Annotated in this window: 22 protein-coding genes and 1 tRNA gene; 14 read left to right on the forward strand and 9 right to left on the reverse strand. The window is 53.4% G+C overall.

Going from position 1 to position 24,601, the window contains the following annotated elements; translation table 11 throughout:
• Nucleotides 1–5: 5 nt before the first annotated feature.
• Nucleotides 6–965: a hypothetical protein gene (locus tag BM485_04440; GenBank protein ID OKY76485.1), complete on the reverse strand. Its 960-nt coding sequence runs from the start codon at nucleotides 963–965 to the stop codon at nucleotides 6–8.
• Nucleotides 966–1,145: 180 nt separating this feature from the next.
• Here BM485_04440 and BM485_04445 point away from each other — a divergent pair, with 180 nt between their 5' ends.
• The 5 genes from BM485_04445 to BM485_04465 all read left to right on the forward strand — a co-directional run bounded on the left by BM485_04445 (nucleotide 1,146) and on the right by BM485_04465 (nucleotide 7,127).
• On the forward strand, nucleotides 1,146–2,246 hold the full coding sequence (locus BM485_04445) for a transporter (protein OKY76628.1): 1,101 nt from the start codon (nucleotides 1,146–1,148) through the stop codon (nucleotides 2,244–2,246).
• 283 nt (nucleotides 2,247–2,529) lie between these two features.
• Complete coding sequence (locus BM485_04450) at nucleotides 2,530–3,522, forward strand: ABC transporter (GenBank protein ID OKY76486.1); 993 nt, start codon at nucleotides 2,530–2,532, stop codon at nucleotides 3,520–3,522.
• Nucleotides 3,519–4,259 carry an ABC transporter gene (locus BM485_04455; GenBank protein ID OKY76487.1) on the forward strand — a complete coding sequence of 247 codons (741 nt, stop codon included), beginning with the start codon at nucleotides 3,519–3,521 and terminating at the stop codon, nucleotides 4,257–4,259. Before BM485_04450 ends, BM485_04455 begins: the two co-directional genes overlap by 4 nt.
• A 100-nt stretch (nucleotides 4,260–4,359) precedes the next feature.
• A complete protein-coding gene (locus BM485_04460) occupies nucleotides 4,360–4,671 on the forward strand; it encodes a hypothetical protein (GenBank protein OKY76488.1) in 312 nt (103 codons plus the stop codon).
• A gap of 332 nt (nucleotides 4,672–5,003) precedes the next feature.
• Entirely contained in the window at nucleotides 5,004–7,127 is a 2,124-nt protein-coding gene (locus BM485_04465) for a hypothetical protein (protein OKY76489.1), read from the forward strand.
• Nucleotides 7,128–7,230: 103 nt separating this feature from the next.
• Here the strand turns inward: BM485_04465 and BM485_04470 are convergent, their stop codons facing one another.
• Both BM485_04470 and BM485_04475 read right to left on the reverse strand, forming a co-directional pair.
• Complete coding sequence (locus BM485_04470; protein ID OKY76490.1) at nucleotides 7,231–7,434, reverse strand: cold-shock protein; 204 nt, start codon at nucleotides 7,432–7,434, stop codon at nucleotides 7,231–7,233.
• Between the two features lie 107 nt (nucleotides 7,435–7,541).
• Entirely contained in the window at nucleotides 7,542–8,813 is a 1,272-nt protein-coding gene (locus BM485_04475; GenBank protein OKY76491.1) for a DEAD/DEAH box helicase, read from the reverse strand.
• 846 nt (nucleotides 8,814–9,659) lie between these two features.
• Here BM485_04475 and BM485_04480 point away from each other — a divergent pair.
• Together BM485_04480 and BM485_04485 are read left to right on the forward strand one after the other, a co-directional pair.
• Nucleotides 9,660–10,115 carry a hypothetical protein gene (locus BM485_04480; GenBank protein OKY76492.1) on the forward strand — a complete coding sequence of 152 codons (456 nt, stop codon included), beginning with the start codon at nucleotides 9,660–9,662 and terminating at the stop codon, nucleotides 10,113–10,115.
• A gap of 255 nt (nucleotides 10,116–10,370) precedes the next feature.
• Complete coding sequence (locus tag BM485_04485; protein ID OKY76493.1) at nucleotides 10,371–10,646, forward strand: RNA-binding protein; 276 nt, start codon at nucleotides 10,371–10,373, stop codon at nucleotides 10,644–10,646.
• A gap of 76 nt (nucleotides 10,647–10,722) precedes the next feature.
• Here the strand turns inward: BM485_04485 and BM485_04490 are convergent, their stop codons facing one another.
• The 4 genes from BM485_04490 to BM485_04505 all read right to left on the reverse strand — a co-directional run bounded on the left by BM485_04490 (nucleotide 10,723) and on the right by BM485_04505 (nucleotide 12,749).
• On the reverse strand, nucleotides 10,723–11,379 hold the full coding sequence (locus BM485_04490) for an NADPH-dependent FMN reductase (protein OKY76494.1): 657 nt from the start codon (nucleotides 11,377–11,379) through the stop codon (nucleotides 10,723–10,725).
• A gap of 284 nt (nucleotides 11,380–11,663) precedes the next feature.
• Nucleotides 11,664–12,191 (reverse strand): hypothetical protein, encoded by a 528-nt coding sequence (locus tag BM485_04495; protein OKY76495.1) that lies wholly within the window; start codon nucleotides 12,189–12,191, stop codon nucleotides 11,664–11,666.
• Nucleotides 12,192–12,203: 12 nt separating this feature from the next.
• Nucleotides 12,204–12,509: a hypothetical protein gene (locus BM485_04500; GenBank protein OKY76496.1), complete on the reverse strand. Its 306-nt coding sequence runs from the start codon at nucleotides 12,507–12,509 to the stop codon at nucleotides 12,204–12,206.
• A 150-nt stretch (nucleotides 12,510–12,659) separates the two neighbouring features.
• Nucleotides 12,660–12,749: transfer RNA gene (locus BM485_04505), tRNA-Ser, on the reverse strand.
• A gap of 273 nt (nucleotides 12,750–13,022) precedes the next feature.
• On the opposite strand from BM485_04505, the gene BM485_04510 reads away from it, so the two are divergent.
• The 7 genes from BM485_04510 to BM485_04540 all read left to right on the forward strand — a co-directional run bounded on the left by BM485_04510 (nucleotide 13,023) and on the right by BM485_04540 (nucleotide 21,510).
• Nucleotides 13,023–14,054: a hypothetical protein gene (locus tag BM485_04510; GenBank protein ID OKY76497.1), complete on the forward strand. Its 1,032-nt coding sequence runs from the start codon at nucleotides 13,023–13,025 to the stop codon at nucleotides 14,052–14,054.
• A 102-nt stretch (nucleotides 14,055–14,156) separates the two neighbouring features.
• On the forward strand, nucleotides 14,157–14,669 hold the full coding sequence (locus tag BM485_04515; protein OKY76498.1) for a hypothetical protein: 513 nt from the start codon (nucleotides 14,157–14,159) through the stop codon (nucleotides 14,667–14,669).
• A gap of 216 nt (nucleotides 14,670–14,885) precedes the next feature.
• Nucleotides 14,886–15,311 carry a hypothetical protein gene (locus BM485_04520; protein ID OKY76499.1) on the forward strand — a complete coding sequence of 142 codons (426 nt, stop codon included), beginning with the start codon at nucleotides 14,886–14,888 and terminating at the stop codon, nucleotides 15,309–15,311.
• Nucleotides 15,312–15,385: 74 nt separating this feature from the next.
• Entirely contained in the window at nucleotides 15,386–16,705 is a 1,320-nt protein-coding gene (locus tag BM485_04525) for a hypothetical protein (GenBank protein OKY76500.1), read from the forward strand.
• A gap of 10 nt (nucleotides 16,706–16,715) precedes the next feature.
• Nucleotides 16,716–18,050, forward strand: coding sequence for a hypothetical protein (locus tag BM485_04530; GenBank protein ID OKY76501.1), 1,335 nt, complete (start codon nucleotides 16,716–16,718; stop codon nucleotides 18,048–18,050).
• Nucleotides 18,051–18,061: 11 nt separating this feature from the next.
• On the forward strand, nucleotides 18,062–21,172 hold the full coding sequence (locus BM485_04535) for a metal transporter (protein ID OKY76502.1): 3,111 nt from the start codon (nucleotides 18,062–18,064) through the stop codon (nucleotides 21,170–21,172).
• Nucleotides 21,169–21,510 carry a hypothetical protein gene (locus BM485_04540; GenBank protein OKY76503.1) on the forward strand — a complete coding sequence of 114 codons (342 nt, stop codon included), beginning with the start codon at nucleotides 21,169–21,171 and terminating at the stop codon, nucleotides 21,508–21,510. Before BM485_04535 ends, BM485_04540 begins: the two co-directional genes overlap by 4 nt.
• A 115-nt stretch (nucleotides 21,511–21,625) precedes the next feature.
• Here the strand turns inward: BM485_04540 and BM485_04545 are convergent, their stop codons facing one another.
• A complete protein-coding gene (locus BM485_04545; protein ID OKY76629.1) occupies nucleotides 21,626–22,006 on the reverse strand; it encodes a hypothetical protein in 381 nt (126 codons plus the stop codon).
• A 113-nt stretch (nucleotides 22,007–22,119) separates the two neighbouring features.
• A complete protein-coding gene (locus BM485_04550) occupies nucleotides 22,120–24,576 on the reverse strand; it encodes a hypothetical protein (protein OKY76504.1) in 2,457 nt (818 codons plus the stop codon).
• Nucleotides 24,577–24,601 lie beyond the last annotated feature (25 nt).

Below are 24,601 nucleotides of genomic sequence, written 5' to 3' on the forward strand. Positions count from 1 at the left end.
CTCTCCTATCCGAAAAACTCCAGGACATACTTTGTTGCGGTGAAAATGATAACAGCGGCCAGCATCCCCTTGATACCCCTGGCCGGCACGAATTTCTGGCAGCGTGCGCCGAGATACATGCCCATTGTTCCGCCGAGCCCGAACAAGACGCCCAATAACCAGTCCGGCGCCACTGAAACGTTCGGATATAAGGGTGCAATGGCCTGGTAGAAAGCCACTCCGGCCACCGAGGTAACAAAGGTTCCCATCAGGGCGGCTCCGGCCACGGTATAGACGGGCAACCCGAAGAAGGTGACGAAAAACGGAGCGATGATGGAGCCGCCGCCGATGCCGTAAATGCCGCCGACGATGCCGACCACGAAGCTGAGTGAGAAAATGCCCCAGAACGAGACATCAAAGGCCTCGTCATAAAATGTGTATCCGAGACGTTTCAAGTTGAAATGGGTGACCTTGACCGCGGGCAAAAGAGAAGTGTCGGCTGTTTGCCGATCGCACCCCTGCGTCCGGCTCCTTCGAACCATCTCCTGAAACCGCTTTTCACTGCTTGATTTACCGCTGCCGCCCACATCTTTTTTCAGAAGGTCACGCACCATCTTCAGTCCGATATAAAGCAGGACCGCCGCGGCAAACAGTTTGAAATGCTTCGGGTTCGGCAAATAGGCGACGCGCACGACAGCCCCGATAAAAACCCCGGGCAGGGTGCCGGCAATGACAACCCAGGTGAGCGGCCACACCATGCGGCCCTCCTTGCAGTAACGATAGACTCCGCTGGGGATGGCCACGATATTGAACAGTTGGTTGGTGGCGCTGACCGAGGGGTTGGTATAACCGAGAAAGGACATCTGGAAAGGCAGCAGCAGAAAAGCGCCGGACACGCCGCCCATGGAGGTGAAGAAGGAAATGACAAAGGCGACCAAAGGAGGAATCCAAGGAGAAACCTCTATTCCCGCGGTTTGAAAAAACATCCCCCACCTCCTGGATATCTGCTTGACGAAACAGTCACGAATACATATATATTCGTGTTGGTATTATGAATCCCTGCGAATGTCAAGCGATTTATGCTTCCATCCAGAACGCATAAATGTGTGACAACAGGATGTAATCACAGTTTTTTCAAAAAAAACCGGGCAGCCTTTCTCAAAAAAATGAAACAGACAAACAACGGCAAGGAGATTCCACGTGTTGCGCAAATGGAGCGCGCCCAGCACGGGCGCATAGTTGACGTTCCCGATGAAAGCCGATGCCTTAACACGGATCAACTGACCCGCCTGGAACAGTCATTCCGCGACTGGGCCGAAGATACCACGCGCCGGGATGTGCGATTGTCCCGCCGCCGTGTTTTGCTGATATTCTTGCTGATCCGTTACACCGGGGCAAAGCTGAACGAGGTGCTTTCCCTGGATCCGCTTCGGGATATCGACCCGAACCGTCACCTGGTGATTTACGGCAAAACGCAAACACCCACTGACCGGGACACACGGAAAGTTCAGCTTTCGGAAGCCCTTGCCGGTGAAATCGAAACACTGCTGGACGATGCGCGTGTCTCGTCGCATACAAATTTTTTCGCCGTTGATCCCGGCTTTCTCCGTCGCAAATTCTACGAACGAACGGAAAATTGCGGGTTTCCCAAGCGACTCGGCGCACCGGAGATGATTCGCAAGTCCCGCGGGGTGGAGTTGCTGCATAACAACATGCCCTTGCCGGCAGTGCAGATGCTGCTGGGCCATTCAACCCCGAACCGTACCGTTTCCTATGTCGCCTTTTCCGAGGAGGAAATCCAACGGCTGACCAAACGATTCCTGGAAAGGGAATCAACGCGCAACACCAGCGCCCGTAATGTTTTCTGGGGAAAGATCCAAACTATCCGCAAGGGAGACATCCAATCCCTGGTGCGGCTGGTTACCATCGGCGGCCACCAGGTGACCACGATGATCACCAATGACAGCCTGGAACGGCTCGCCTTGCAGGAAGGAAAAGTGTTCGCCGCCGAGGTCAAGGCTCCCTGGGTTATTCTCCAAAAAGGAGCGAATGCGTCGGAAAGCAGCGCCGAAAACCGGTTCCAAGGCGTGATCACACGAATCACCAGCGGAAAAGTCGCCACGGAGTATGTGATCCGGACAGCCGACGGAACTGAAATCTGCTCCGTCGTTTCCGATGAAAGCAACAGGCGATTGGGGTTACGGGAAAAAGACCTGGTTTGGGCCTTATTCAATAGCAGCGCCGTGGTGCTGCATACCGATGAGTAGCGACTTTCCCCTTCATAATCTTCTGCCGGCCAGGCATGGACCCTGGCCGCTCTGGAGAAGGAGGGAAAGATCAGCCGGGGGCACGGCGTCATCAAAATTCACCCTTGATTTCCGACAATGAGAAAAATCGATATGATCGAAATCATATCGCCAGGCAATAAAATCTACTATTGTGACTCATGTTTTCATGATTATTCAGACCGGCCGGGTTTGGTGTTTTACACAAGCTCCTCTTTAAAGCGGACAATGAGGGACCCATTTCGGTGCAATCGGAGAAACAGGCATGCATGACAAGGAAAAGGTTATTATTGAAGTGAAAGGGCTGACCAAGCGATTCGGTGAGGTGCAGGCCGTTGCCGGCGTCGACTTTACCGTGGCCCAGGGTGAGCTGTTCGGCTTTCTCGGCCCAAACGGCGCGGGAAAAACCACCACGATCAACATGCTTACCGGTCTGGCCCGGCCGGATGGGGGTTCGATTCGTATCGCCGGCATCGACTGTTCCGGGTCTCCCAAGGCGGCCCAGCATCTGATGGGCGTGGTGCCGGATGAAAGCAACCTCTATCCGGAACTTTCCGGGTACGACAATCTTTGCTTCTGCGGGGCATTGTACGGCATGCCCAGGCAGGAACGTGAAGACAGGGCGAAAAGCCTGCTGGAACATTTCAGCCTGAAAGACGCGGCCCACCGCAAGTTCGGCGGCTATTCCAAGGGAATGAAACGCAAGCTGACCATCGCCGCCGGCATCATGCATCAACCGCCCATTCTTTTTCTGGACGAGCCCACCACCGGCATCGACGTGGCGAGCGCCAGGCAACTGCGCCGACTGATCGCGGACCTCAACCGATCCGGCACAACAATCTTCCTGACTACCCATTACATCGAAGAAGCCGAGCGGCTCTGCCGGCGCATTGCCTTTATCGTCAAGGGACGGATTGTTCGCATTGACACTGTGGCAGAGCTGATGCGGCAGACGGACGGCCGGCATGTGATGCGATTCGCCGTGACCCATGACGGGACTGAGCTGTGCAAGGCGATCCCTGGAACCTTTCCCCGTCTTCAGTGCCAGGCGCTGTCCGAGGACGAGTTCCGCGTCGAATCTTCGGAAGAGGTCAAAATCGGACCCCTGGTGCGGTTCATCGAAGAGCGGGGCAGCGAGGTGACTGAGGCCCGCAAGGTTCGTCCGTCGCTGGAAGATGTCTTTGTGCAGGTGACCGGACTCGGCGCCTCCTCCCTGGTGCAGGAAAAGGAAAATGCAAAAAAAGGAGGCGCGGCATGAAACGGTGGATCGCTTTCTGGAACATTGTGCTCAAGGATATGCGGGCCTATTATCTGAAGCCGCCGAACATCAGCTGGGGGCTGATCTTTCCACTGGCCTGGACCGGCATGTTTTTCATCAAATCCGGCGGGGAAGTCGAAAACGTGCTGTCACTGCTGCCCGGCGTGGTGGCAATTTCCATTCTGTTCGGCACCACTTCCATGCTGGCCGTCACAGTAACTTTCGAGAAGAAAAATCGCTCTTTTGAACGGCTGCTGCTCGCCCCCATTTCCCTTGAGCTGCTGATGCTGGCCAAGACGGCAGGGGCGATTTTTTTCGGCATGGTCAATGCTTTTGTGCCGGTGGTCATGGCGCTCTTTCTGACTGATCTGTCACAGGTGGCCTGGGATACGGTTGTTCCAGCTATCATCTTGATCGCCTTCACCTCAACCTTTCAGGGCTTGTTTATTGCGGTGTCGGTGAACGAGGTTTTCGAAGCTCAGACCTTTTCCAATTTTTTCCGTTTTCCCATGATCTTTCTCTGCGGGCTCTTTTTTCCCATCTCGCAGCTGCCGGTATTTTTGCGGCCCCTGTCGTACGTGCTTCCCTTGACCTACGGTGCCGACATTCTGCACGGCGGCTTTGTCGGCGGCGGAAGCCGGATGCCGATGCCGCTGGATTTCGGCATGCTGTTTATTTTCTGCTCCGCACTTTTCCTAATTAGTCTGCGCAACATCCGGAAACGCTGGATTGCCTGACAAGAGCCCGGGACGACCGGCATCTTGACGGGCTACCATTTCAATAAAACGGCATGCTTTCTACAAACCTTTTTTCACCAAGCGGCGCAAAGGATAAAAAATGATGGAATTACGAAATATTACCAAATCATACCGGGATCAACGGATCCTGGCTGATGTCAGTCTCGAAATACGGGAACGGGAAATGGTCAGCATCATGGGCAAATCCGGGCCAGGCAAAAGCACTCTGCTCGCCGTTATGGCAGGGCTGGTCAAGCCCGACTCCGGGCAGGTGCTCCTCTGTGTCTCCATTCTTTTCGACTTTTTAATCTTCATCCTTGGTGCGGCTTGTTTTTTTCTGCTCTTCCTGGCGGTGAGCTTTTTTTGTTTCCGTCGGATAAAGAAAATAAAACCGGATGAGTTTGCGGCGTAACCAAGCCGCGTGCCGCTTCTACACCTCAAATCATCCGGACTCTCAAGTGGTTTCCCTTTATTGGGGCTTCTCTCGTTTGCCAAAGGGGAGTATTCCATGCTGACAGCCGACGGAACGGCAATCTATTCCGTTGTTTCCGGCGCATGCACCAGGCCGAAGCCTCCCTGCACTCTGCTCATCCGCCATTATCGCCTCGGTTGTGCCCATCGACTCGCATTCCCGTCGTTGCGCTCTTTTTGAGCGATTTTTCTGTTTTTGCGCTAAAATGAAAAAAACCGCCCCCCCGAACCTTTGCTCGGCGGCAGTGTCTTAAGGTGATAATGGAGAACAATATGAAAACACTTACAAGTATTCTTGTCTTTTTTTGGTTGTTGAGCCTCGGGCTTCCTGCTGCTTCCCATGCCGCCGATCTCGGCGAATTACGGCTCAGCCTTATTGAAGGGGATGTCCAGCAATGGAATATTGAGACAAATGAATGGATACCGGTTACCATCAACATGCCCCTTTACGAAGGGGACCGCCTTTGGATTCCCGAAGGAGGCAAAGCGGAAATCCAGGTCAGAAACGGATCATTTGTCCGCCTCAACGCCTATAGCTCCCTTGAAATCCTGCGCTCCGACGGCAATTCACTCCAGGCATATCTGTCCGAGGGACAGGCATATCTCAACTTCAGCGGCCGCAAGGACACCATGCTGCAGCTTGATACGCCGTTTTCTTCGACGCGTGCCTATGAAGGGACAAAGTTCCTGGCCGATGTGAACCGCACGGGTGAAACGAATATCGCTGTTTTAAGCGGCAAGGTCTTTATCGACAGCAGCCAGGGAAACGCTGAATTGATCAGCGGCCAGGAATTTTCCTTGGGTGATAAATATGCCAACATCGCTCCAATCGGCAGGCAGGGTGCCTGGGAACAATGGAACAGGGAGCGGGATTGGAAAATTGCCGACCGCCGGTACAACGATGAGTATCTGCCTGAGGAACTGAGTCCCTACGCCTCGGATTTCGACCAGTACGGCAGGTGGGTGCACGTCAATGAATACGGCCATGTCTGGACGCCGACCCTTGCCGTGTCCTCCGGCTGGTCACCATACAGCCAGGGCCGCTGGATCTGGCGCGGCGGCGATTACGTCTGGATTTCCTACGAACCGTGGGGATGGGCCCCCTATCATTATGGACGCTGGTCGTTTGTTTCGTCAATCGGCTGGTGCTGGATTCCCCCCCCGCGAGGAGCCGTTTACTGGGGTCCCGGTTATGTCGGCTGGGTCTCGACCCCGAATTATGTCGCCTGGGTCCCGCTCGCCCCCGGAGATACCTACTACGGGTACGGCGATTACGGGCCTTCCAGCATAAACATCATCAACATCAATGTCCATAAACACTATCCAAGACGTTCCTACAGGAATCTGCGGGCAAGAAACGCGGTGACCGTCATCCATCATGACACCTTTTTGCATGGCAGGCGTCATGACCTGAAGGTGAAGGAAAACCCTTTTCTCAAGGATGTCCCCCATGTCGGCCGACCGACAATTCGCCCGGCAAAGGAAACCTATGCCCCGGTTCAGCGAAACATTGACGAATCAAAACGCCCGCCCGAATACATCCGCAAAACCAAGGTGACAACGATTCAGCAAGAGCGCCCCCTGGTGAAAGACAGAAACCTGCGGGTGCTTCAAACCGAGAGCTTCGAAAGGAGCGGCCGGGAATGGAAACGCGAACGCGGCCTGCCGTTTGACGAGGCGAAACAGGGGCAGGAAATAAAGAAACGCGGTGATTCGGGGAAACAGCAGGAAACAATCAAAAATCGTGAAATGACGGCGCCTTCGCCCTTACAGCAGCAAGAACGAACCAGGGAAGAACAGCGCACCGGCGGCGAACCAATTCGTCGCGAGCCCGATTATTCCAAGCAGCAACAGCTGAAACAAGGCGACAGCCCCACCCGGGATAACGCTTTGCGAGATCAACCGGGAAACGGCAAGAAGAAAGGACCAGGCCCTGAACTAAAAAAACAGGATACCCCTGTCGTTGCGCCACAGACTTCCGGCAAGGCGCGAACTCCGGAAAGAGCGGAAAAGGCACCTGCTCCGGCTGTCGGCAAACCGATCACCGAGAGCAAACCGGCTCCGCTTCCCCCTCGTGTGCGCCAGGAGGAGAACCAAGGCGGAAAACAGGACCCAGCTCCTCATGGACAAGGCAGTCCGGATTGGAACACTCATCCTCAACGAGGCCGGCAACCGATACCACCAGAGGTCAGACAAAATTCCGGTCGTGAGCGACCCTCCGACAACGCGATAACGGCCCCGGCACCACGGCCGGGGCAAGCTCCCCAACCAGGTCAGGGAGACGCAAAACGGGGGAAACAGCCCTTCGGCAAAAACAAAAAAATTCCCCAGACTGAAGAAGGGACCGAGGCACAGGAAAATCTTCTCCTGTACCCGGCAGGCCCACCGATTCAATAGTAGAATTCAGTTCGCGCCAAAGAACCCGGTGAAAAATTAAAAATTTCCGGCAAAAAAAAAGCCCCGTTGTGAAACGGGGCTTTTTGCATTCGCGGGTCAGAAATTACTTTTTCTGAACAACATTTGCGGCAGAGGGACCTTTGGGCCCGTCAACAACATCGAAGGAAACCCGGGCGCCTTCCTGCAGGGATTTGAAGCCATCGGCCTTAATTGCGGAGTGATGCACGAAAACATCCTTGCCACCATCCTGTTCAATGAAACCAAAACCCTTTGAATCGTTAAACCACTTCACTGTACCTTCAGCCATCTTGTACCACTCCTTTGTGCTCGGTTCCTGGGCGGAACCTCTTTGTTAAAGAGCCGAGGCATCATTTGATACTTCGACTAGAAGTCTGGGTGTCCAGACAAAAACTGTTATCGCTGCGCAGTTTTGCTCATGCCGAAAACAGAGGAAGGCCCCCTGCCGGTTCGGCTTTTGCCGCGACTGACCGGGGCGGCCGCTTTCTTTCTTCTCGGCACGTCCCGTGAAAATCTTTCTCTTTTTTCTTCCCGGACATCATCTTCCGCGCCACAGGCACAAACAAAGGCCCCCTCCCGGTCCATTTTTTTGCCGAGATTGTTCTCAATGAGAGAAATCATTTTGCGGTCCTCGCTGGTGGCAAAGGTAAGAGCCGTTCCCGTGCGTGAAGCGCGCCCCGTGCGGCCGGTGCGATGGGTGTAGGTTTCCGCCGTGCTCGGGACATCGAAATTAATCACATGGGAAATCCCGGAAACATCAATACCGCGTGCCGCAATGTCGGTGGCTACGAGAATAGTATACTTGCCGCTTTTAAATCCATCAAGAGCAAGTTGACGTTTCTGCTGGGACATGTTGCCCTGAAGGGAAACGGATCTGCAGCCCGTTTTTTCCAATTGCAGGGCCAAAGTCTTGGCTTTGTGCTTGGTTCTGGTAAAAACGATGGTTGAAGTCGGCTGTTTTTCCTGCAGAATTTTTCGCAGGAGAGCGGTTTTGGAACTTTGCTCCACAGGATAAAGCAGGTGCGTAATAGTGGTTGCCGGACGGTCATGATCGATCTGCACGGTTTCCGGATTGGTAAGGATATCCTCGGCAAGGTGACGGATCTCGGCCGGCATGGTTGCTGAAAAGATCAGTGTCTGCCGTTTTCTGGGCAACTGTTTCATGATTTTGCGGATATCGGGCAAAAAGCCCTTGTCAAACATATGGTCCGCTTCGTCAAGGATGAGAATCTCAACCATTTTCAGGTCAATGGACCCATCATTGACAAGATCGAGCAGGCGGCCGGGGCAGGCCACAATGATTTCAACGCCCTCGCGAATCCGCTTGGCCTGTGCGTATTTACTGACCCCGCCATAAATAACGGCGCTTTCAAGATCGATGCCTTGGGCCATCTTGCCGAAATACTGGTGAGTCTGCTCGGCAAGTTCTCTGGTCGGTGCCACAATAAGGGCGCGGACTCTTTTTCGCGGACCGTTCATGAGGCGTTCCAGGGTGGGCAGCACAAAGGCCGCTGTTTTGCCGGTACCGGTCTGAGCCAGGCCAAGCATATCCTTGCCGGCGAGAACCGGGCCGATAGCCTTTTCCTGGATAGGGGTGGGGATGGTGTAGCCGCAATTTTCAACTGCGGCCTGAATCTTCGGGTGAAAATTAAACTTTGTAAAACTCATGTAACTCCTTTGGGTTAAAAAATGATGCGCCGGGATTGTTCCCGAAAAGGTGCACCTTGTCACGCGGCAGTCTCTGCCGCGTTAATCTGTTTATTATTTATTTAATCAGGATTTTCAGTCGGTTGTGGGAAAAAGATGAAAAGTGCCAGACAACTTCAGGGAGGATTTCAATATCCTCGGTGAGGAATGCTTCGGACTTCTCCGTGAATGTTTTTTAGCCTGACGCTCATTTTTCAACCCGGTCCGGGTCGTTTGCCCCGGATACAGGGTGCTTGTTGCCATGAGCCGCCTGTCGCGAATCCCGTCATTCAGTGTTGCACCGGCGTTGTGGCCAACGGTACGTTTTACCATTCCTGCAAAACCAAAACATTTTGACTGCTTGGCAAAATAATCGATGTATTTCGGCGATTTATCAACACGCGACAAGGGATGCGAAGAATGATTCCAGCTGGGGTCTCGATCATATAGTGAACCTGGTTCGGGCATACAGCCGCAATATGCTCTCCTTTGTAAGTGGTCGGCAGACGACTTTAACGATAGCAAACCAGGCAAATGCAACAACGTGGCGGGAATATAACGTGAAAGGAATATGCTTTTACTCCAAATATTATTTCCAGCATTTATAACTCGATAATTTCATAATGGCAACAGAATAATTTTACATAATAATTTCACGAACACGTTTCCCGCCCTCAAAAGGCTCGCCTTGCCGGCTCATGAAATATATCTGGCTTTTTCCTGGATTTCATATTAAATAAAGAGGTTCGTCTTTATGGGAGTGGTTTCCAGAATGCCGCCCAGGCGGAGACTATTATTTAACGTACTCACTGAAAGGAGAATCTCCCTGTGACAACCAGCAATGAAACTTCAGCCGGCGACGATATTGATTCCCGTTGCTTGAAATGCAAGGCCGTCACCAATCATACCATCATCGCCATGATCGCCGGGCAGGTTGCAAAGGTGCAATGCAACACCTGCGGCAGTCGCCACAACTACCGTCCACCCATTGTCGAAAAGGCCACGACCCTGCGCCGCTCCGCGGGGAAAATCGTTGCCGGCGGTCGAATCGCCAAGCCCCGCATGACCAAAGGAATGACGGCTGCGGCCCTGTTTGATGAAATTCTGGCCGGCCAAGACATCGCCACGGCCAAACCCTACAGCATGAGTGGCGATTTCAACTCCAACGACCTGCTCAATCATCCCACCTTCGGATTCGGGGTGGTGACCAAAAAAATAAATTCCACCAGAATAGAAGTCACCTTTAAAGAGGGAAGCAAGATTCTGGTCTGCAGCACAAGTTAGCTCCATGGCCCCTGCCCCTGTGACGCCGGGAGGGCATCTCTGTTTTCTTTGCAAAAAAGCGTCCTTTTTTTTTCCACCTGTGTTATCGTAAAATTTTTATTGAATTTTCCCTCTTGTCCTCCCTGACATGGGGCGAGTTCTTTTTACATATTTCATATTGAAGAGTCCCTGTACTCTGTGCCGCTGTCGATCATTTTTGTGCGTTTGGGGGGATGGCGTTAGTGCAATGAACGTACCTTACCGAGGAAAAAACAAATGAATATTTATGTCAGCAACCTGCCCGTTTCAGTGAATGAAGATGAGCTGAAGGTAATGTTTTCACAATACGGCGAGGTTGCAAGTATCAACCTTATCAAGGACAGATTCTCCGGTCAGTCAAAGGGGTTCGGTTTCATCGACATGCCGAACAATTCAGAGGCTGACGTGGTTATCAAGTCCCTGAACAAAAGCACCCTTCACGGCCGTGTCATCAAAGTCATCCAGGCCGAACCGCAACGCAAGAAACCTACCCGACGGGGCCGCCGATTCTAGCGGGAAAGCATCCCCGGAAATTCCGGCAGATTTTTTCCAAAATTCGACATGACGTGGCGCGACCGCAGGTTCGCGCCTACTCACCGTAATAAGCCGCAGCCAGATCCCGTCCGAGCTTCCTGAGAGCCGCCACGGTTTCCGGATTTTGCTCCAGGGTGTTTATGCCCACGTTCTCCGCCGCGGCATCCGGGCCGTGAATCATCTTGACGCCTGAAACCCGGCATTGGCTGCCGCTTTTGCATTTAACGCAGGGCACATTCCCAAGCACGGAAACTCCCCCCACGTAACGCATCCCCTCCTCCATCATACAAAACCGAATGGCCTGAAGGCCGTTTTCACCGGCGGGCGGCATGCCTTCCCTGCCCGGCGGAACAGCGCAGGTGACAACCGCGGCTCCCGGCTTGCCGGCCATCAACCCATGGCGATGCCGCAGGGCATAAAGCCGCTCCATGAAGGCCTTGGTGCGACTGTCCAGCGAGGAATACGGCGTATAGCCGCCGACAATGACAATATCCGCCTTGAATGCCTTTTCCGCCAGCATGACACCATCATCAGCAATGATGCAACGATTGGTTTTTACACAGCCCAGGCAGGCATTGCAGGGACTTATCGTATAATCGCTCAGCTTATAAAACCACTGTTTGCCGGCCATGGTTGCCTCCATGACCATCCTGACCGCGCGATCCGTGTTACTGTTTTTGACGGGTGATCCTGATATTCCGAGCACTATCATACTGACACTCCGTGAGGGGAAAAAAGATTGAACCAGGGGTATTTCCAATAAATGGCGGAGAGGGTGGCTGTCCAATCCGCAGCGCAACACCTTTAAATTAATGCATTTTTATGTTTTGTTTAAAATTTCTACCCGTTATCCTACCCGTTTGTGTCGCCGGTGAATGGGTTGACCTTATTCGCTCTTTCCATACCAACGGTTATTTTTTCACGCAAGAACTTTATCCAAAGATGCGGGAAGCAGAAAGGGTCTGCACTGAATGCAGGCCCTTTTGAGTAGTAAAATCATGCGGGGCAAAAATCCGGAAAGGCGTTCAGCCACTCTTGCGGATTGAACTCAAGCCCCCTCGCCCGTTTGATCTTTTTCCTTTTGGCGGGAAGTTCCTTGAACATATCCAGGACACCGCCGCAAATCATGTGCTGTGCCTGCTCCGAAGCATACATCATATAGACGGACCGGAAAAGCCGGTCGTGGGCCTCGCCTATTTCCTTTTTCCCGTTCTCCCATCGCGAAACGGTCGCGGCGGTCACGCCAAGCAGAGCCGCCAATTCTTTGGCTTTCAAGTGCAAATCCTTTCGTAAAAATTTTATCTCTTCAGGTTGCAGCAGTGCTTTTCTCTTCTGGCAGATATACGCGCCTATGAGCCTATGCAGTTTTTGCATCTTCGGGATTGAGGCGTATCCTTCACCGCATGACGGGCAAGAATATTGCGTTATGCCGTGCAAGACGACATCAAGCCCGCACTCCTCGTAATGGTATGGCTTGTCTTTAATTACCTTTAGTTCCCCGCCGCATGAGTAGCATTTATTCATCGTGTCCGCCTTTCAGCCCAAAACGGTTATTATGGCGCAAGCCTGACGGCTGACAATGACAGTAACAACTCCGCCCTCGTCGCCTTCAAGATCATCGCCTTTTATCGTGTAGGCCCAACTGTGTGTCGTATCTTTCAATTCCTTTCTCGTAATTTTCCCCCGCGTCAAGATATGCTCAACATCCTGCATTGAATATCGGCGCTCTATCATCCTTTTCTTGGCGTGGCTACTGACAATAACCTCGCCGCCGGAAACAATATCCCGGATGATGGAGTGTGCTTTTTCGTTGTCGATTTCTTCTGCCGGGTTGAATGTCATATTCCCATAATAAACAAAAAGTTGACTTTGGCGCAAGTTTTTTGCGTTTGAGCTAATGGCTTTCTTCGGACTGCACAGGAAACAAAAAACCCGCTTTCCTTTTCTGGAAGCGGGTTTCTGTGTGTTGCTGGGTCTTGTTGGATGCTGATTTGGCGGAGAGGGTGGGATTTGAACCCACGGTACCCTCACGGGTACACCGGATTTCGAATCCGGCTCATTCGGCCGCTCTGACACCTCTCCATTGACCGGGGGCGCCGCCCTGCGGATTGGTTCAACCATTGCTGAGCACCATCCGCAATGCAACTCTTCCGACACGCCCGTTTCCTCCATGATTAAAACAAATCCGCCTGAAAAACAACATGCATTAACGATCCGCCGGTGAAAAAATTCAAATCAGGGGCAAGAAAAAAAGCAAACCCGTGCGGATATTTCCTGAATTGTCCGAGCAAATAAGGTATTCTCCCACCAATATAAAAAAACCGGCCGGATCGTCACTTCTCATACCGTAAAAACATGAATTTCCCGAGATCATTGCTTCTTTTGCTGTCAGGCTGCCTGTTGTGGGCCTGCGCGCCGCATTTCACAATTCCGGGGAAAACAATGACGGAACCGCGACTGACAGACACCCTTTTCATCAGCTTCGACGGCACCGAACTGCCGCTCAAAACCTGGCTGCCGTCCGCTTCTCCCAAGGCAATCATGGTCGCCCTGCACGGCTACAATGATTATTCCAATTTTATCAAGGATGCCGCCGCGTTTTTCAATGACAGGGGTATCGGTGTTTATGCTTATGACCAGCGGGGATTCGGCAGCGCTCCCCACCCCGGCAAATGGCACGGCCACGAAGCCATGGTCCGGGATCTCCGAACCATTCTCCAACTCGCCCAAAATCGCCATCCGGATATCCCGCTCTATCTGCTTGGCGACAGCATGGGCGGCGCGCTGATCATGGCGGCGGACAGACCGGAAAATCCCCTGCCCGGGGACGGTGTGATCCTGGTGGCCCCGGCGGTCTGGTCGCGTGACACCATGCCCTTTTATCAACGCTGGGCGCTGTGGCTGGGGGTCCGGATCATGCCCTGGCTGCGGTTGTCAGGAAAAGGGCTCGACATCACTCCTTCCGACAACAAGGAAATGCTCCTCGCCCTGGGCCGCGATCCGCTGGTCATCAAGGAGTCACGCATCGATGCGATATACGGCCTGGCGAATCTGATGGACGCGGCTTACGCGGCAGCATCCCGGTTTGACAGGAAGGTTCTTTTTCTTTATGGCGCCAGGGATGAGATCATCCCGCCAAAACCGATGACGGATGTTTTCTCCCAAAGGCTGCACGGGCGTTTTGCAAACCGTCAGCGCCTCCTAGTGTACCCAAAGGGCTACCACATGCTGCTGCGGGATCTGCAGGCGGAGGTTGTCTGGAACGACATCCTCTGCTGGCTGGGTTCCCCTGGTGAGACGTTCCCTTCGGTCCGGGAAAAGTCGGCCGTCGAAATAACCAATGAAAACGATTTGCAGGATGTCCTGAACCGGAAAAAAGCAAACTGACCGGATTGCCGGCAAGGATAGCTGGCTTTTCTTTTTCCTTGCCGCCGCATCGTGAATTTTTTTTGAACTTAATCAGGAAAAAAGAGTCACAAAAAAGGAGATATGCATTATTTTTTTTGTTACATAAACAAATCACGTTCCTCGAATTTCTTTTTCTGCCTCCCTGTGCGATTCACAATGAAGCAATTTGGCTTGAAAACACTGACGCTGATCATTTCGCTTACTGCGTATCTCTGCAGCTTTCCCGGTCTGGGAAATGCGGGCATTGTTTGCATCGGCGAGGATGGGCACGTCGCCATTGAGTCAACCGCGACCCCTTCTCTGCCGGTTCACAGCGCAACAGAAACCAGCCATGGTCCCGGGATCGAGCAGGAGAACCACTGCGAGGAAGAGTGCCGCTCCTGCATTGATTTTCCCCTGTCTTTCACCACGGCAGTCCAGCACATCTGCCAAAACAAATTCGAATTTACCCTCGAAAAAAACCCTTTGTACCGCTCACAGTCAGACATGCCGCACATTGCTGCCGCATATTCCGACCATCCATCTCCCCCTGCAAAAAAACCGGTCATCGACCAAAGCATCACCTCCCTGCGGACAACTGTTCTGCTTATTTGATTCCTCTCGTTTTTCTCAAAAAAATCAATTTTCGTTGCCCAAACACACTTCATCCAACCCGCTGAAGTGAAACAAAAGATCCCTGCGGCTCTCTTTCCCTGCAAAGATCGCGTGATGCAAATGCAGGCGAGCTCGTCTTGCCGCACGCCCCAAGGCAACGAAATGGCCGGTTATTAACACACCCGAAATTTTGAAAACGACAAGAGAGGTTTCATCATGGCAATTCCCTATATCTACAAAAGCATTTCATTGCTCGCCGCTCTCGGCATGGCACTCTCGACCGGCGGTTGCAGTCCTCTTGGCCGCAATTTGGTGCAAGAAGATACCGCGAAACTGGAATTCCGCACGGCGAGCAACAGCATTGTTGTCGGCTCAGCGAACGTTTACGAGAAAAACGACAAACTTATCGTGTCCGGATCAGTCAACCGCGCATCAGGCAGCCGCGGCAGAATACGAGGCCATGTCGACATCAACGTCATCGATCCGGACGGCAAACTTCTTACAAGGCAAACAACAGCCCTTCTGCTCCCCGCAAATTCCCATTCAAACGGCAGGTCGTCCCGCTTTCTCGCATACCTCGACAGCGTCCCGCCTCCCGGCTCCGTTATCCAGGTTGCCGCACATAAGGGAAGTCATCAGTAGGCAGCCCAGCCCTTCACCACGGATGGGCGCAACTCGTTGTCTTGCACCAATCACATGAGAAAGGAGAGTCCATTGTGAAACCGGATACAATCCATATAGTCTTCATTTTAATTTTATCCTGCCTTTCGCCATTTACCGCGGCCATGGCCGATACCGCGGCAAAAGAGCAAAGAAAATTCATCGAGCCGACCGGCAAAATCACCCTGGCTGATGCCATTGCAGCGGCGTTGGCCAACAATCCGGACATTGCCGCGGCATCCCACGAAATCAGTGCGCGTCACAACGCGCAGCTCCAGGAAGGAGTGTTCGCCAACCCGACATTTTTCAGTGAGTTCGAGGAATTCGGCGGATCGGGAAACTTCTCGGACGCTGATGCCCTCGGGGCCAGCGCCGGCATCAGCCAGGAAATACCATTGGCCGGCAAACGGGCCAAACGTGTCCGCATCGCCGAATATGAAACAACTATCGCCGGCTTGCAAATGCAGGCAAAAATGCTGGCACTGACACGTGATGTGAAGAAAAAATTTCAGCGCGTCCACTCCCTTGAACAGCAGCTCCTCCTGGAAAATGAAAACATCGCACTGCTTCAGGATATCCAGGATGTCATTATCAGGCAAATTGCCCTGGGGGATATCCCGCCGCTTGATGAAAGAAAAGCGACTGTTGAACTCGCCTTGGCGAAATCCGCCCTGGCCCGGGCCGCGAGAGAGCTTGCAGTGGCCCGTATCGAGCTGGCTTCCAGCTGGGGCAGCAGGGAGGTCCATTTCGATCAAGTTGAACCCGTTGGTCGTGCAATACAGCCTCTCCCAACTGAAGACGAACTCTGGCGGGCGGCGCAGGGACATCCTGAAATGGAAATCAACCGTATCCGGGTCGAACGGTTCAAGGCATCACTGGCCTTAGCCCAGGCAAAGGCCGTTCCCGACCTGGAAATCGAAGGGGGCGTCAAATATTTTAATGAGTCCTCCGACCACGCCTATTTCATAGGATTCAGCATACCCATTCCGGTTTTTGACCGCAACCAGGGCGGCATTCGTGAAGCCTCGGAACATATCCGGGCAGGCAAAAAAGAACTCGACGGCACTGCCAATCGCCTGAGAGCGGAACTGGCTGTCCTGCGTGAACGCCTGCAAATTATCACGGCGGAATTAGAAACAACGGCAACGACGATTCTCCCCGCCGCCCAGGAAGCATATGAAGCTCTCGCAAAGGCTTATCAAGCCGGAGAAAAGGATTACCTCGAGCTTCTTGATTCGCAGCGAACCCTGATTGAGGTCAAACGGCAAAATCTGCTTTTGCAGACTGAACACCAAGAACTGTTGGCCGATCTCGAAGCGATCACGGGAAAAGCTGCCGAATCATTTCCCCGGAACCATCCGACCCTTTCAGAGTAAGGAATATCTCATGCGAAACAAAATTATTGTTTTCTTAAGCATCGTATTTTTTGCCGGTGTGCTCGTATCATTGCCGCTGGCTTCCCAGGAAGAACGACATGATCATCCCGCTGATCGTGAGGAAATTTCCGACAATCATGCAACCCCACACGGCACTGCCGCAGAACCCCATGACGACCATGACGGCCGTGTTGACCAGGAAGAGGACACTCACGCGGAACCTGTCGATAAATCCGACGGGGAAGCCGAACACGAGGAAGAAGAGTTGCTGCTCACCGATGAGCAAAAAAAAGAAATAGGCATTGCAACCGCACCGGCATCCTCGGGGAAACTCCACTCGGAGCTTACCTTGACCGGAGAATTGATGCTGAATGAGGATGCCGTCGCCCATATCGTTCCCCGGGTAAGCGGTGTGGCCGTGCAGGTCGATTTCACCTTTGGGGACACGGTGAAAAAAGGAGATGTCCTGGCTGTGCTTGAAAGCGCGGAACTGGGCAAATCCATATCCGAATACATGGTAAGCCGTAAAATATATGAAAGAAAACGGAAACTGTATGAAGAAAAAATCGCCGGCCAGAACGATTACCTTGAAGCCCTCAATCGCTTTGAACAGGTAACCGCGGATCTCTACATGAAGCTGGGCAAAGAAAAATATCTTCAGGCAGCAAGGATGTTTGAATCGCGTTACCTTCCCGCAACCGATGAACAGGCACATCCCCAGCCTCTCGCCGACAGCCTTGCCTTTGTCGAAAGGACAACCCGATACGAAATTACCGCGCCGATAAGCGGCACGATCATTGAAAAACATCTTACTCGCGGCGAAAAAGTGGGAGAAGACGTCTCCGTCTTCACCATTGCCGATCTAAGTACGGTCTGGGTCGATCTGCAGGTGCCGACCCGCGATATCTCAAGCATTCAGCAGGGAATGAGTGTCGCCATTGAATCGCAGGACGGGCTGAAAACAGAGGGAAAGGTCGCCGCAATCAGTCCTGTCGTCGATGCCGAAACCCGTACCGCAACAGCAAGGATTGCCGTGGAAAATCACCGGGGCGACTGGATGCCGGGCTCTTTTGTCACCGGATCCATCCGTGTTTCCGACGAAAACCTGCCGCTTGTCATACCGCGTAATGCCGTCCAGGGCTTTGAAGGAAAAGAGATCGTTTTTCTGGCCGATGATCATGGCTTTCGCCATGTTCCGGTTGTCAGCGGCCGCCATGACCGTGACAACGTGGAAATTCTGTCAGGACTCCAGGTCGGCCGGCGCATTGTGACAAAGGGTGCCTTTGAGCTGAAAGCCATACTCCAGACCAACGACATGGATTCCCATGCCGGACACGGCCATTAAGGGAGGACGGCATGATCAATAAACTTGTCGAGTTTGCCCTCAAATTTCCCGGCCTGGTCGTCGTCGGACTCATCGCCGTTCTTTCCCTCGGCATCTATAAATACCAGCATATGCCGGTGGACGCCTTTCCGGACATCTCCCCTGTCATGGTGCCGGTATTTGCCGAAGGACACGGCATGGCGCCGGAGGAAATCGAACGCCTGATTACCTATCCCATTGAATCGGCCATGAACGGTCTGCCCAAAGTCACGCAGATAAAGTCGACCTCCGCCTTTGGCATGGCTGTTGTCTATGTCTATTTCGAGGACGATGTTGATATCTATTTTGCCCGTCAGCTTGTTTCGGAACGTCTGACCAGCGCCATGGCGGAATTACCGGAAATGGACGAACCTCCCGCCCTGGGCCCTATTTCCACAGGTCTTGGGCAAATATTCATATATTATCTCAAGGCGGATCACGACAAAGTCAGGACAGACGGCAAGGATGTCAACACCTGGCTGCGGGAGTTGAATGACTGGGTTGTGAAATTTCAACTGCAGACGGTTCCCGGGGTTACAGAGGTCCTTTCGATGGGTGGCCATGTCCTGCAATACCAGGTGAAAGCAAACCCGAATTCCCTCCGGCGCTATGGGTTGTCCCTGCAAGACGTGGTGGCCGCCATCAAGGAAAACAACCGCAATGTCGGCGGCCAGTTTCTGGTGCTCGGCTCGGAGGAGCATCTGGTGCGCGGCGTTGGACTGATTGAGCAGCTTGAGGAATTGCAGAATATACCGGTCAAAGTCAGCAACGGCACACCGGTTTTACTCAAGGATGTGGCTGATGTCGATTACGGCAACGAAATCCGTCGAGGCGCCGTGACACTTGACGGCCGCCAGGAAGTCGTTTCCGGCATCGTCATGAAACTCTATGGGGAAAACACCTCCGATGTCATCAAAAGACTGCATGCCAAGGTGGCCGAGGTGACAAAGGCGCTGCCCGAGGGTGTGGAACTCGTTCCCTATTACGAGCAGTCCGAACTTGTTGAAAACGCCACAGGCACCGTCAAGTCGGCCCTCCTGCAGGGAGGAATCCTGGTTTTGTTCGTCCTGCTGCTTTTCCTCGGGAACTGGCGGACAGCATTCATAGTTGCCCTGTCCCTTCCCGTATGCGCCCTTTTGGCGGTCATCTTCATGGATTTGCAGGATATTTCAGCCAACCTGATGTCGCTGGGCGGCATTGCAATTGCCATCGGCATGCTTGGTGACGGCGCCATTGTCATGGTGGAAAACATTTATCGCCACATGGGTGAACGCAATGAGCTGAATGAACCCAAACTCACGATTATCCGGAAAGCGGCACGCGAAGTGAGCAGGCCCATCGTCTTTTCCATTGCAATTATTATCGTTGTTTTTCTGCCGATTTTTACCCTGGAAGGCGTTGAAGGAAAAATGTTTTCCCCGCTGGCGTTTACCGTGTCCTTTGCCCTGTTGGGATCGATATTCGCCGCTCTTCTTCTTGCGCCTGTTCTTTCCCTTTTCCTTCTGCAACACCGTGAGAAGAAAGAGTTCCGCCTCATCGTCCTGCTGAAAAACGCATACAGACCCCTGCTTGCCATGGCACTCCGTTTCAAAAAAACAGTGGTGGCCTTTTCCGCCGGTTGCTTTCTCCTCAGCCTTGCCTCCCTGCAATACCTGGGAACGGAATTTATCCCGACCCTGGAAGAGGGATCCATCTTGATAGGTGTTGCCATGGCGCCGTCCATTTCCCTGGAAAAGGGCACTGAAACCGTCATGGAAATCGAGCGTAAAATCCTGAAGTATCCCGAGGTGCTGGAAACGGTATCACGCGTCGGACGCCCGGAAGCAGGCAGTCATCCACACCCCGTCAATTACGCGGAGGTCCATATCACCCTGAAACCACATGACGAATGGAAGCGGTTCAGCAGCAAGGAAGAGCTTATCGCGGCCCTGGATAAGGAACTGCGGAAAGTACCGGGCGTCCAATTGAACTTTACCCAGCCCATCCAGAACGCTTTTGACGAACTTCTGTCCGGAATCAAGGCACAGCTTGCCGTAAAGCTGTACGGCGAAGATCTGCACATCCTCCGATCAAAAGCGGATGAAATCAAAAAAGCCATAGACAATATCCCGGGGCTTGTCGATCTGTCCGTTGAGCAGAGCTTTGGACAGCCCCAGGTTCAGGTTGTCGCGGACCGCGCCGCCTGTGCCCGATACGGCGTCAGCGTCAGCCGGATTCTTGAGATGGTGGAGATGGCGGTTGGAGGAGAGGTCATCGACAATATTTATCTCAACACGCGACGCTTCGGCATCCATTTACGGTATCAGGAGAAGTTTCGCGACAACCCCCAGGAAATACGAAACATTTTGCTGTCAACGGCGGACAATAACCTTATCCCTCTCGGGCAGGTTGCGGAAGTGCTTCAGGTGACAGGCCCCATTCAGATCAACCGGGAAAAAAATCAGCGCCGCTGGATTATTCAGGGAAATATTCGCGGTCGGGACATGGGAAGCGTTGTCGAGGACATCCAACAGAGGATTGCGGAAACGATAACTCTGCCGCCCGGATACACCATCGAATATGGCGGGCAATTTGAAAATCAGCAGCGGGCAATGTCCCGGCTGGCCCTCATTGTACCCATTGTCATCGGCAGCGTTTTTCTCATGCTGTGGATGACATTCGGCACATTCCGCCATGCCTTCATCATCATCTTCAATGTCCCCCTTTCCCTTATCGGCGGCATAATCGGGCTCTTTCTCATGAAAGAATATCTCTCTGTTCCCGCTTCTGTCGGATTCATCGCCCTTTTCGGCATCGCCGTGCAGAACGGCATGGTCCTGGTGAGCTATTTCAACGACTTGCGAGACCGAGGAAAAGCGATCCACGAGGCGGTGATGGATGGCGCATTGCTTCGTTTGCGGCCGGTGCTGATGACTGCGGCCACAACAGTTCTCGGCCTGCTGCCGCTGCTTGCCGCCCAAGGCATCGGTGCTGAAATCCAGCGTCCGCTGGCCTCTGTTGTTATCTTTGGGCTCACCACCTCCACCATGCTCACCCTTTTTGTCATACCTGCCGTGTACAGCTGGATAGAAGACTACAATGAAAAAAGGAGGGAAATCCGATGAAAAGAATTGTTGCCGTCATCAAGCCCATTATGCTGGATGACGTTATTTTTGCCCTGCATCAGATTAAGGATTTTCCCGGCGCCACCATGACGGAAGTCCGTGGAATGGGACGGGGATTTCAACGGTATGTTCAGCAAAACAGTCCGGATTTTGCATTCGGGTATCCGGCGCAAGTGCGCATCGAAATTATTTGCCGGGAAAATCAAACAGAGGCGATTGTCAATACTCTTGAGCAAAGCGCCCGCACGGGAAAATCCGGAGACGGTAAAATTTTTATTTCCCCTGTGGATGAGGCTGTCCGTATACGAACAGGCGAACGTGGCGATGGGGTGATCTGACGTTATTTTGAGCCGTCGTTGAAAATCAGGGGGCGGAAGCCGGAATGAAGAATCATCAAATCAACCATTCCGCCTCCAGCCTCCTGAATTCTCGCAAAAAGCCGCGGGAAAAAAACTATTCGCTCGAAGCGCTGCGGCAGGCCTCATCAAGACGGGTTTCAACGTAGCGGACAAGTTCATCATCCCGCTGTTCAATATCAAAGCAGACGGCATCCTCACCGAGCAGACCACCGGGAACAAAAGCACCTTTTTCTTCCGGGTCGGTTATCATTTCGCTGTAAAAACACACGGAAAGCCAGCGCGGGCTGTCTTCAATCACATCGACCATGACAAAAAGCCCTTTTTTTTTCTGCGCGGCATGGACAGCCCGGAGTGAATAGGTGAGGCCCGGCCTGGGGACGAATGCCAGGGAGACTCCCTCTTTTCGACCGAGGTATTCCCTGAAACGCCAAAAGACATCTCGGTTTCCTTCAGGCGTTTCCTGCCACTCCTTCATAAAAGCAATAAGCTCTGAATCCGTTTCTTTTCCCACATCAAACTCCTCAGTAATTCATTTTTATATTTTTAATTTCTTTTGTGACGCAACACAAAAAAACAAATGTACCCAGCCTAAAAACGAATGATCGCCCCGGCCCCCCAGCCGAAATCGGAATGCCATTGGCCGATCAGGGAAAAACTTTTCGACAGCATGTACGTGAGGCCCGCCTTGCCTTCCCATTGTGCGGCATGGGTATCATATTCGGCTTCACCGATCAGGGCCAGGCGCGGGGTCAGGGCGAATTCCTTGTCAAAGGAAAAACGACCGCCGCCGTCGCTGTCCAGCCAATAGCGGGACTCAATCAGCAGCGGCAGCAGCCAGGTGACACCCACAACTCCACGGGAATGTTCCGTATCGCTGCCCTGCCCCAGCATATCGAACCCGGCAAACACGGTGAAAAAACGATTGATATACCTGTCCCAGGACAGAAATCCTTCCCACTCATTTTTATCGACACGCTGCCAGCCCGACTCCCATTCCGCTGAAAGGGTGTTGCGGGTGCCGGCAGCCGTTAAAAAAACCTCGGCCATGTTGCTTGTCAACGCAGCCTCGCCCCAGGAGTGCCACATATCAATGTAAAGTTGCGGACGGATGGCGGCAACCTCGTCCGGCATCACAAAATTATCGTAGTGAAGCAGGCGGGCCATGCCGCTTTCCATGTGGTAAAGGAGATGGCAGTGAAAAAACCAGTCTCCGGTTTCGTTGGCGTCAAATTCGATAACCGTGGTGGACATGGGAGCGACATTGACCGTGTGTTTCAGCGGCGCATGATCGCCCTGTCCATTGACAACCCGGAAAAAATGGCCGTGCAGATGCATGGGATGATGCATCATGGTGCGGTTGATCATAATGAAACGGACAATCTCGCCCTGGCTCACCGGAATGACGTCGGTCTCGGAAAGCGCCTGGTTGTTCATAAACCAGACATAGCGTTCCATATCCCCGTCCAGGGTTAGCCGGATTTCCCGCACCGGCCTGTTGCCGGCAAAGGCGGTTGCGGAGACGGCCCGCAATTTTTCATAAGGCGGCCATGGACGGCTCTGATCCATGCCGTCCATGGCAAGACTGCCGGCCGAGGAAACATCGGAAGCCATCGGCCGGAAATCAGCGCCGTATTTTTTGCCGTTCCGTTCACCCCGGTCTCTTGTCCTTTGCTGTTGCGGCGCCATGTCCCCCATGTCATGACCGGCGTGGCTGACAACAGGTTGCGCCGCTTCACCTTCCCCCCTGCTTTCCGTGGTCGGGGCGGCATGACTCTCCATACCATGCCCCGTATGCGGGGAACCCGCGCCATGATCCATGCCGGGCATAACCGGTTTCTCCATCATCTCCATCCGGTCCATGCCATGCCCCACATGACCCATGTCACCCATGTCATCCATGCCGCCCATTGCCGTCATGCCGGGTTTGTCGAACATGCCGGCGGAGACCGCATCATCATCCATGCCCATTGAGGCCGCCGGGTTCAAAGCGAACAGGGTGCCCAGGCTGAGATCGCCCATGGCATGATAGAGATTCGGTTTCGGCACATCGGGCGCGGGACGGGAATCACCAGTGCCGAGCCACACCGAGGTGAAACCCGACCCATCGTGGGCGGTTGCCCGCAATTCGCAAGCGCCTTTTTGCGGAACCGTGATGAGCACGTCATAGGTCTCCGCAACGCCGATGAGCAAACGTTCCGTTTCCACCGGTTCCACATCGATACCGTCGGCCGCGATGATCCGCATGGGGCCGCCGGCGAATTCAAGGTGAAAAAAGGTGGTGGAGGAGCCATCAATGATTCGCAACCGGATTGTTTCTCCCGGTTGGGCGTCAAGATGCATTTCCGTGCTGCCGTTGGCAAGAAAACGGTCATAGGCGACATCGGCGATGTCCATGGCCGGCATGCGCCCCAGCTCGCGCTTGAAATAATCGGCAAGCATGCCGAGACGAATGGCGCCGACTATACTTTGCGCGCTGCCCTTTTCAACGGCAAACCACTCGCTGCCGCGTTTCAGGGTGCGGATAATCTGGTGCGGGTCTTCATCGGCCCAGTCGGAAAGCAGGATCACATAATCACGGTCAGCCGGGAAACGGGGAACAGTGGGCTCGATGACAATGGCGCCGTACACGCCGCGTTGCTCCTGCAGACCGGTATGGGAGTGATACCAGTAGGTTCCGCTCTGCCGAATGGGAAACTCATAGGTAAAAGTAGTACCCGGGGCGATTGGCGGAAAGCTGACATACGGAACCCCGTCCATGCCGGGGGGCACCAGGATGCCGTGCCAATGAAGAGAGGTTTCGACAGCCATTCTGTTGCTGACGTGAATACGGGCGAGATCCCCCTCCCGGAACCGTAATACCGGACCGGGAATGGAGCCGTTGATGGTCATCGCCGTGGTCGGCGTGCCGGTGATATCGACAGCCTGAGAGGCAATTTCAAGGTGGTACTGACTGGTTTTCGCATGCACCGTTGCCAGACCGAGCAGGACCATGATGACGGTGATCACGGGTTGCCATAAAAAGAATATGCGTTTTTCCCGGGGCATTGGCGTCTCCTTTTTTGCCGGTCGC

This window comes from Desulfobulbaceae bacterium DB1 (assembly GCA_001914235.1).
Classification (GTDB): Bacteria; Desulfobacterota; Desulfobulbia; order Desulfobulbales; family SURF-16; genus DB1.

What these genes read in the sequence shown, in the direction of transcription:
- BM485_04440 (OKY76485.1), bottom strand. Translation starts at nt 965, where the DNA reads ATGTTTTTTCAAACCGCGGGAATAGAGGTTTCTCCTTGGATTCCTCCT.
- BM485_04445 (OKY76628.1), top strand. Translation starts at nt 1,146, where the DNA reads ATGAAACAGACAAACAACGGCAAGGAGATTCCACGTGTTGCGCAAATG.
- BM485_04450 (OKY76486.1), top strand. Translation starts at nt 2,530, where the DNA reads ATGCATGACAAGGAAAAGGTTATTATTGAAGTGAAAGGGCTGACCAAG.
- BM485_04455 (OKY76487.1), top strand. Translation starts at nt 3,519, where the DNA reads ATGAAACGGTGGATCGCTTTCTGGAACATTGTGCTCAAGGATATGCGG.
- BM485_04460 (OKY76488.1), top strand. Translation starts at nt 4,360, where the DNA reads ATGATGGAATTACGAAATATTACCAAATCATACCGGGATCAACGGATC.
- BM485_04465 (OKY76489.1), top strand. Translation starts at nt 5,004, where the DNA reads ATGAAAACACTTACAAGTATTCTTGTCTTTTTTTGGTTGTTGAGCCTC.
- BM485_04470 (OKY76490.1), bottom strand. Translation starts at nt 7,434, where the DNA reads ATGGCTGAAGGTACAGTGAAGTGGTTTAACGATTCAAAGGGTTTTGGT.
- BM485_04475 (OKY76491.1), bottom strand. Translation starts at nt 8,813, where the DNA reads ATGAGTTTTACAAAGTTTAATTTTCACCCGAAGATTCAGGCCGCAGTT.
- BM485_04485 (OKY76493.1), top strand. Translation starts at nt 10,371, where the DNA reads ATGAATATTTATGTCAGCAACCTGCCCGTTTCAGTGAATGAAGATGAG.
- BM485_04490 (OKY76494.1), bottom strand. Translation starts at nt 11,379, where the DNA reads ATGATAGTGCTCGGAATATCAGGATCACCCGTCAAAAACAGTAACACG.
- BM485_04495 (OKY76495.1), bottom strand. Translation starts at nt 12,191, where the DNA reads ATGAATAAATGCTACTCATGCGGCGGGGAACTAAAGGTAATTAAAGAC.
- BM485_04500 (OKY76496.1), bottom strand. Translation starts at nt 12,509, where the DNA reads ATGACATTCAACCCGGCAGAAGAAATCGACAACGAAAAAGCACACTCC.
- BM485_04510 (OKY76497.1), top strand. Translation starts at nt 13,023, where the DNA reads ATGAATTTCCCGAGATCATTGCTTCTTTTGCTGTCAGGCTGCCTGTTG.
- BM485_04515 (OKY76498.1), top strand. Translation starts at nt 14,157, where the DNA reads ATGCATTATTTTTTTTGTTACATAAACAAATCACGTTCCTCGAATTTC.
- BM485_04520 (OKY76499.1), top strand. Translation starts at nt 14,886, where the DNA reads ATGGCAATTCCCTATATCTACAAAAGCATTTCATTGCTCGCCGCTCTC.
- BM485_04530 (OKY76501.1), top strand. Translation starts at nt 16,716, where the DNA reads ATGCGAAACAAAATTATTGTTTTCTTAAGCATCGTATTTTTTGCCGGT.
- BM485_04535 (OKY76502.1), top strand. Translation starts at nt 18,062, where the DNA reads ATGATCAATAAACTTGTCGAGTTTGCCCTCAAATTTCCCGGCCTGGTC.
- BM485_04540 (OKY76503.1), top strand. Translation starts at nt 21,169, where the DNA reads ATGAAAAGAATTGTTGCCGTCATCAAGCCCATTATGCTGGATGACGTT.
- BM485_04545 (OKY76629.1), bottom strand. Translation starts at nt 22,006, where the DNA reads ATGAAGGAGTGGCAGGAAACGCCTGAAGGAAACCGAGATGTCTTTTGG.
- BM485_04550 (OKY76504.1), bottom strand. Translation starts at nt 24,576, where the DNA reads ATGCCCCGGGAAAAACGCATATTCTTTTTATGGCAACCCGTGATCACC.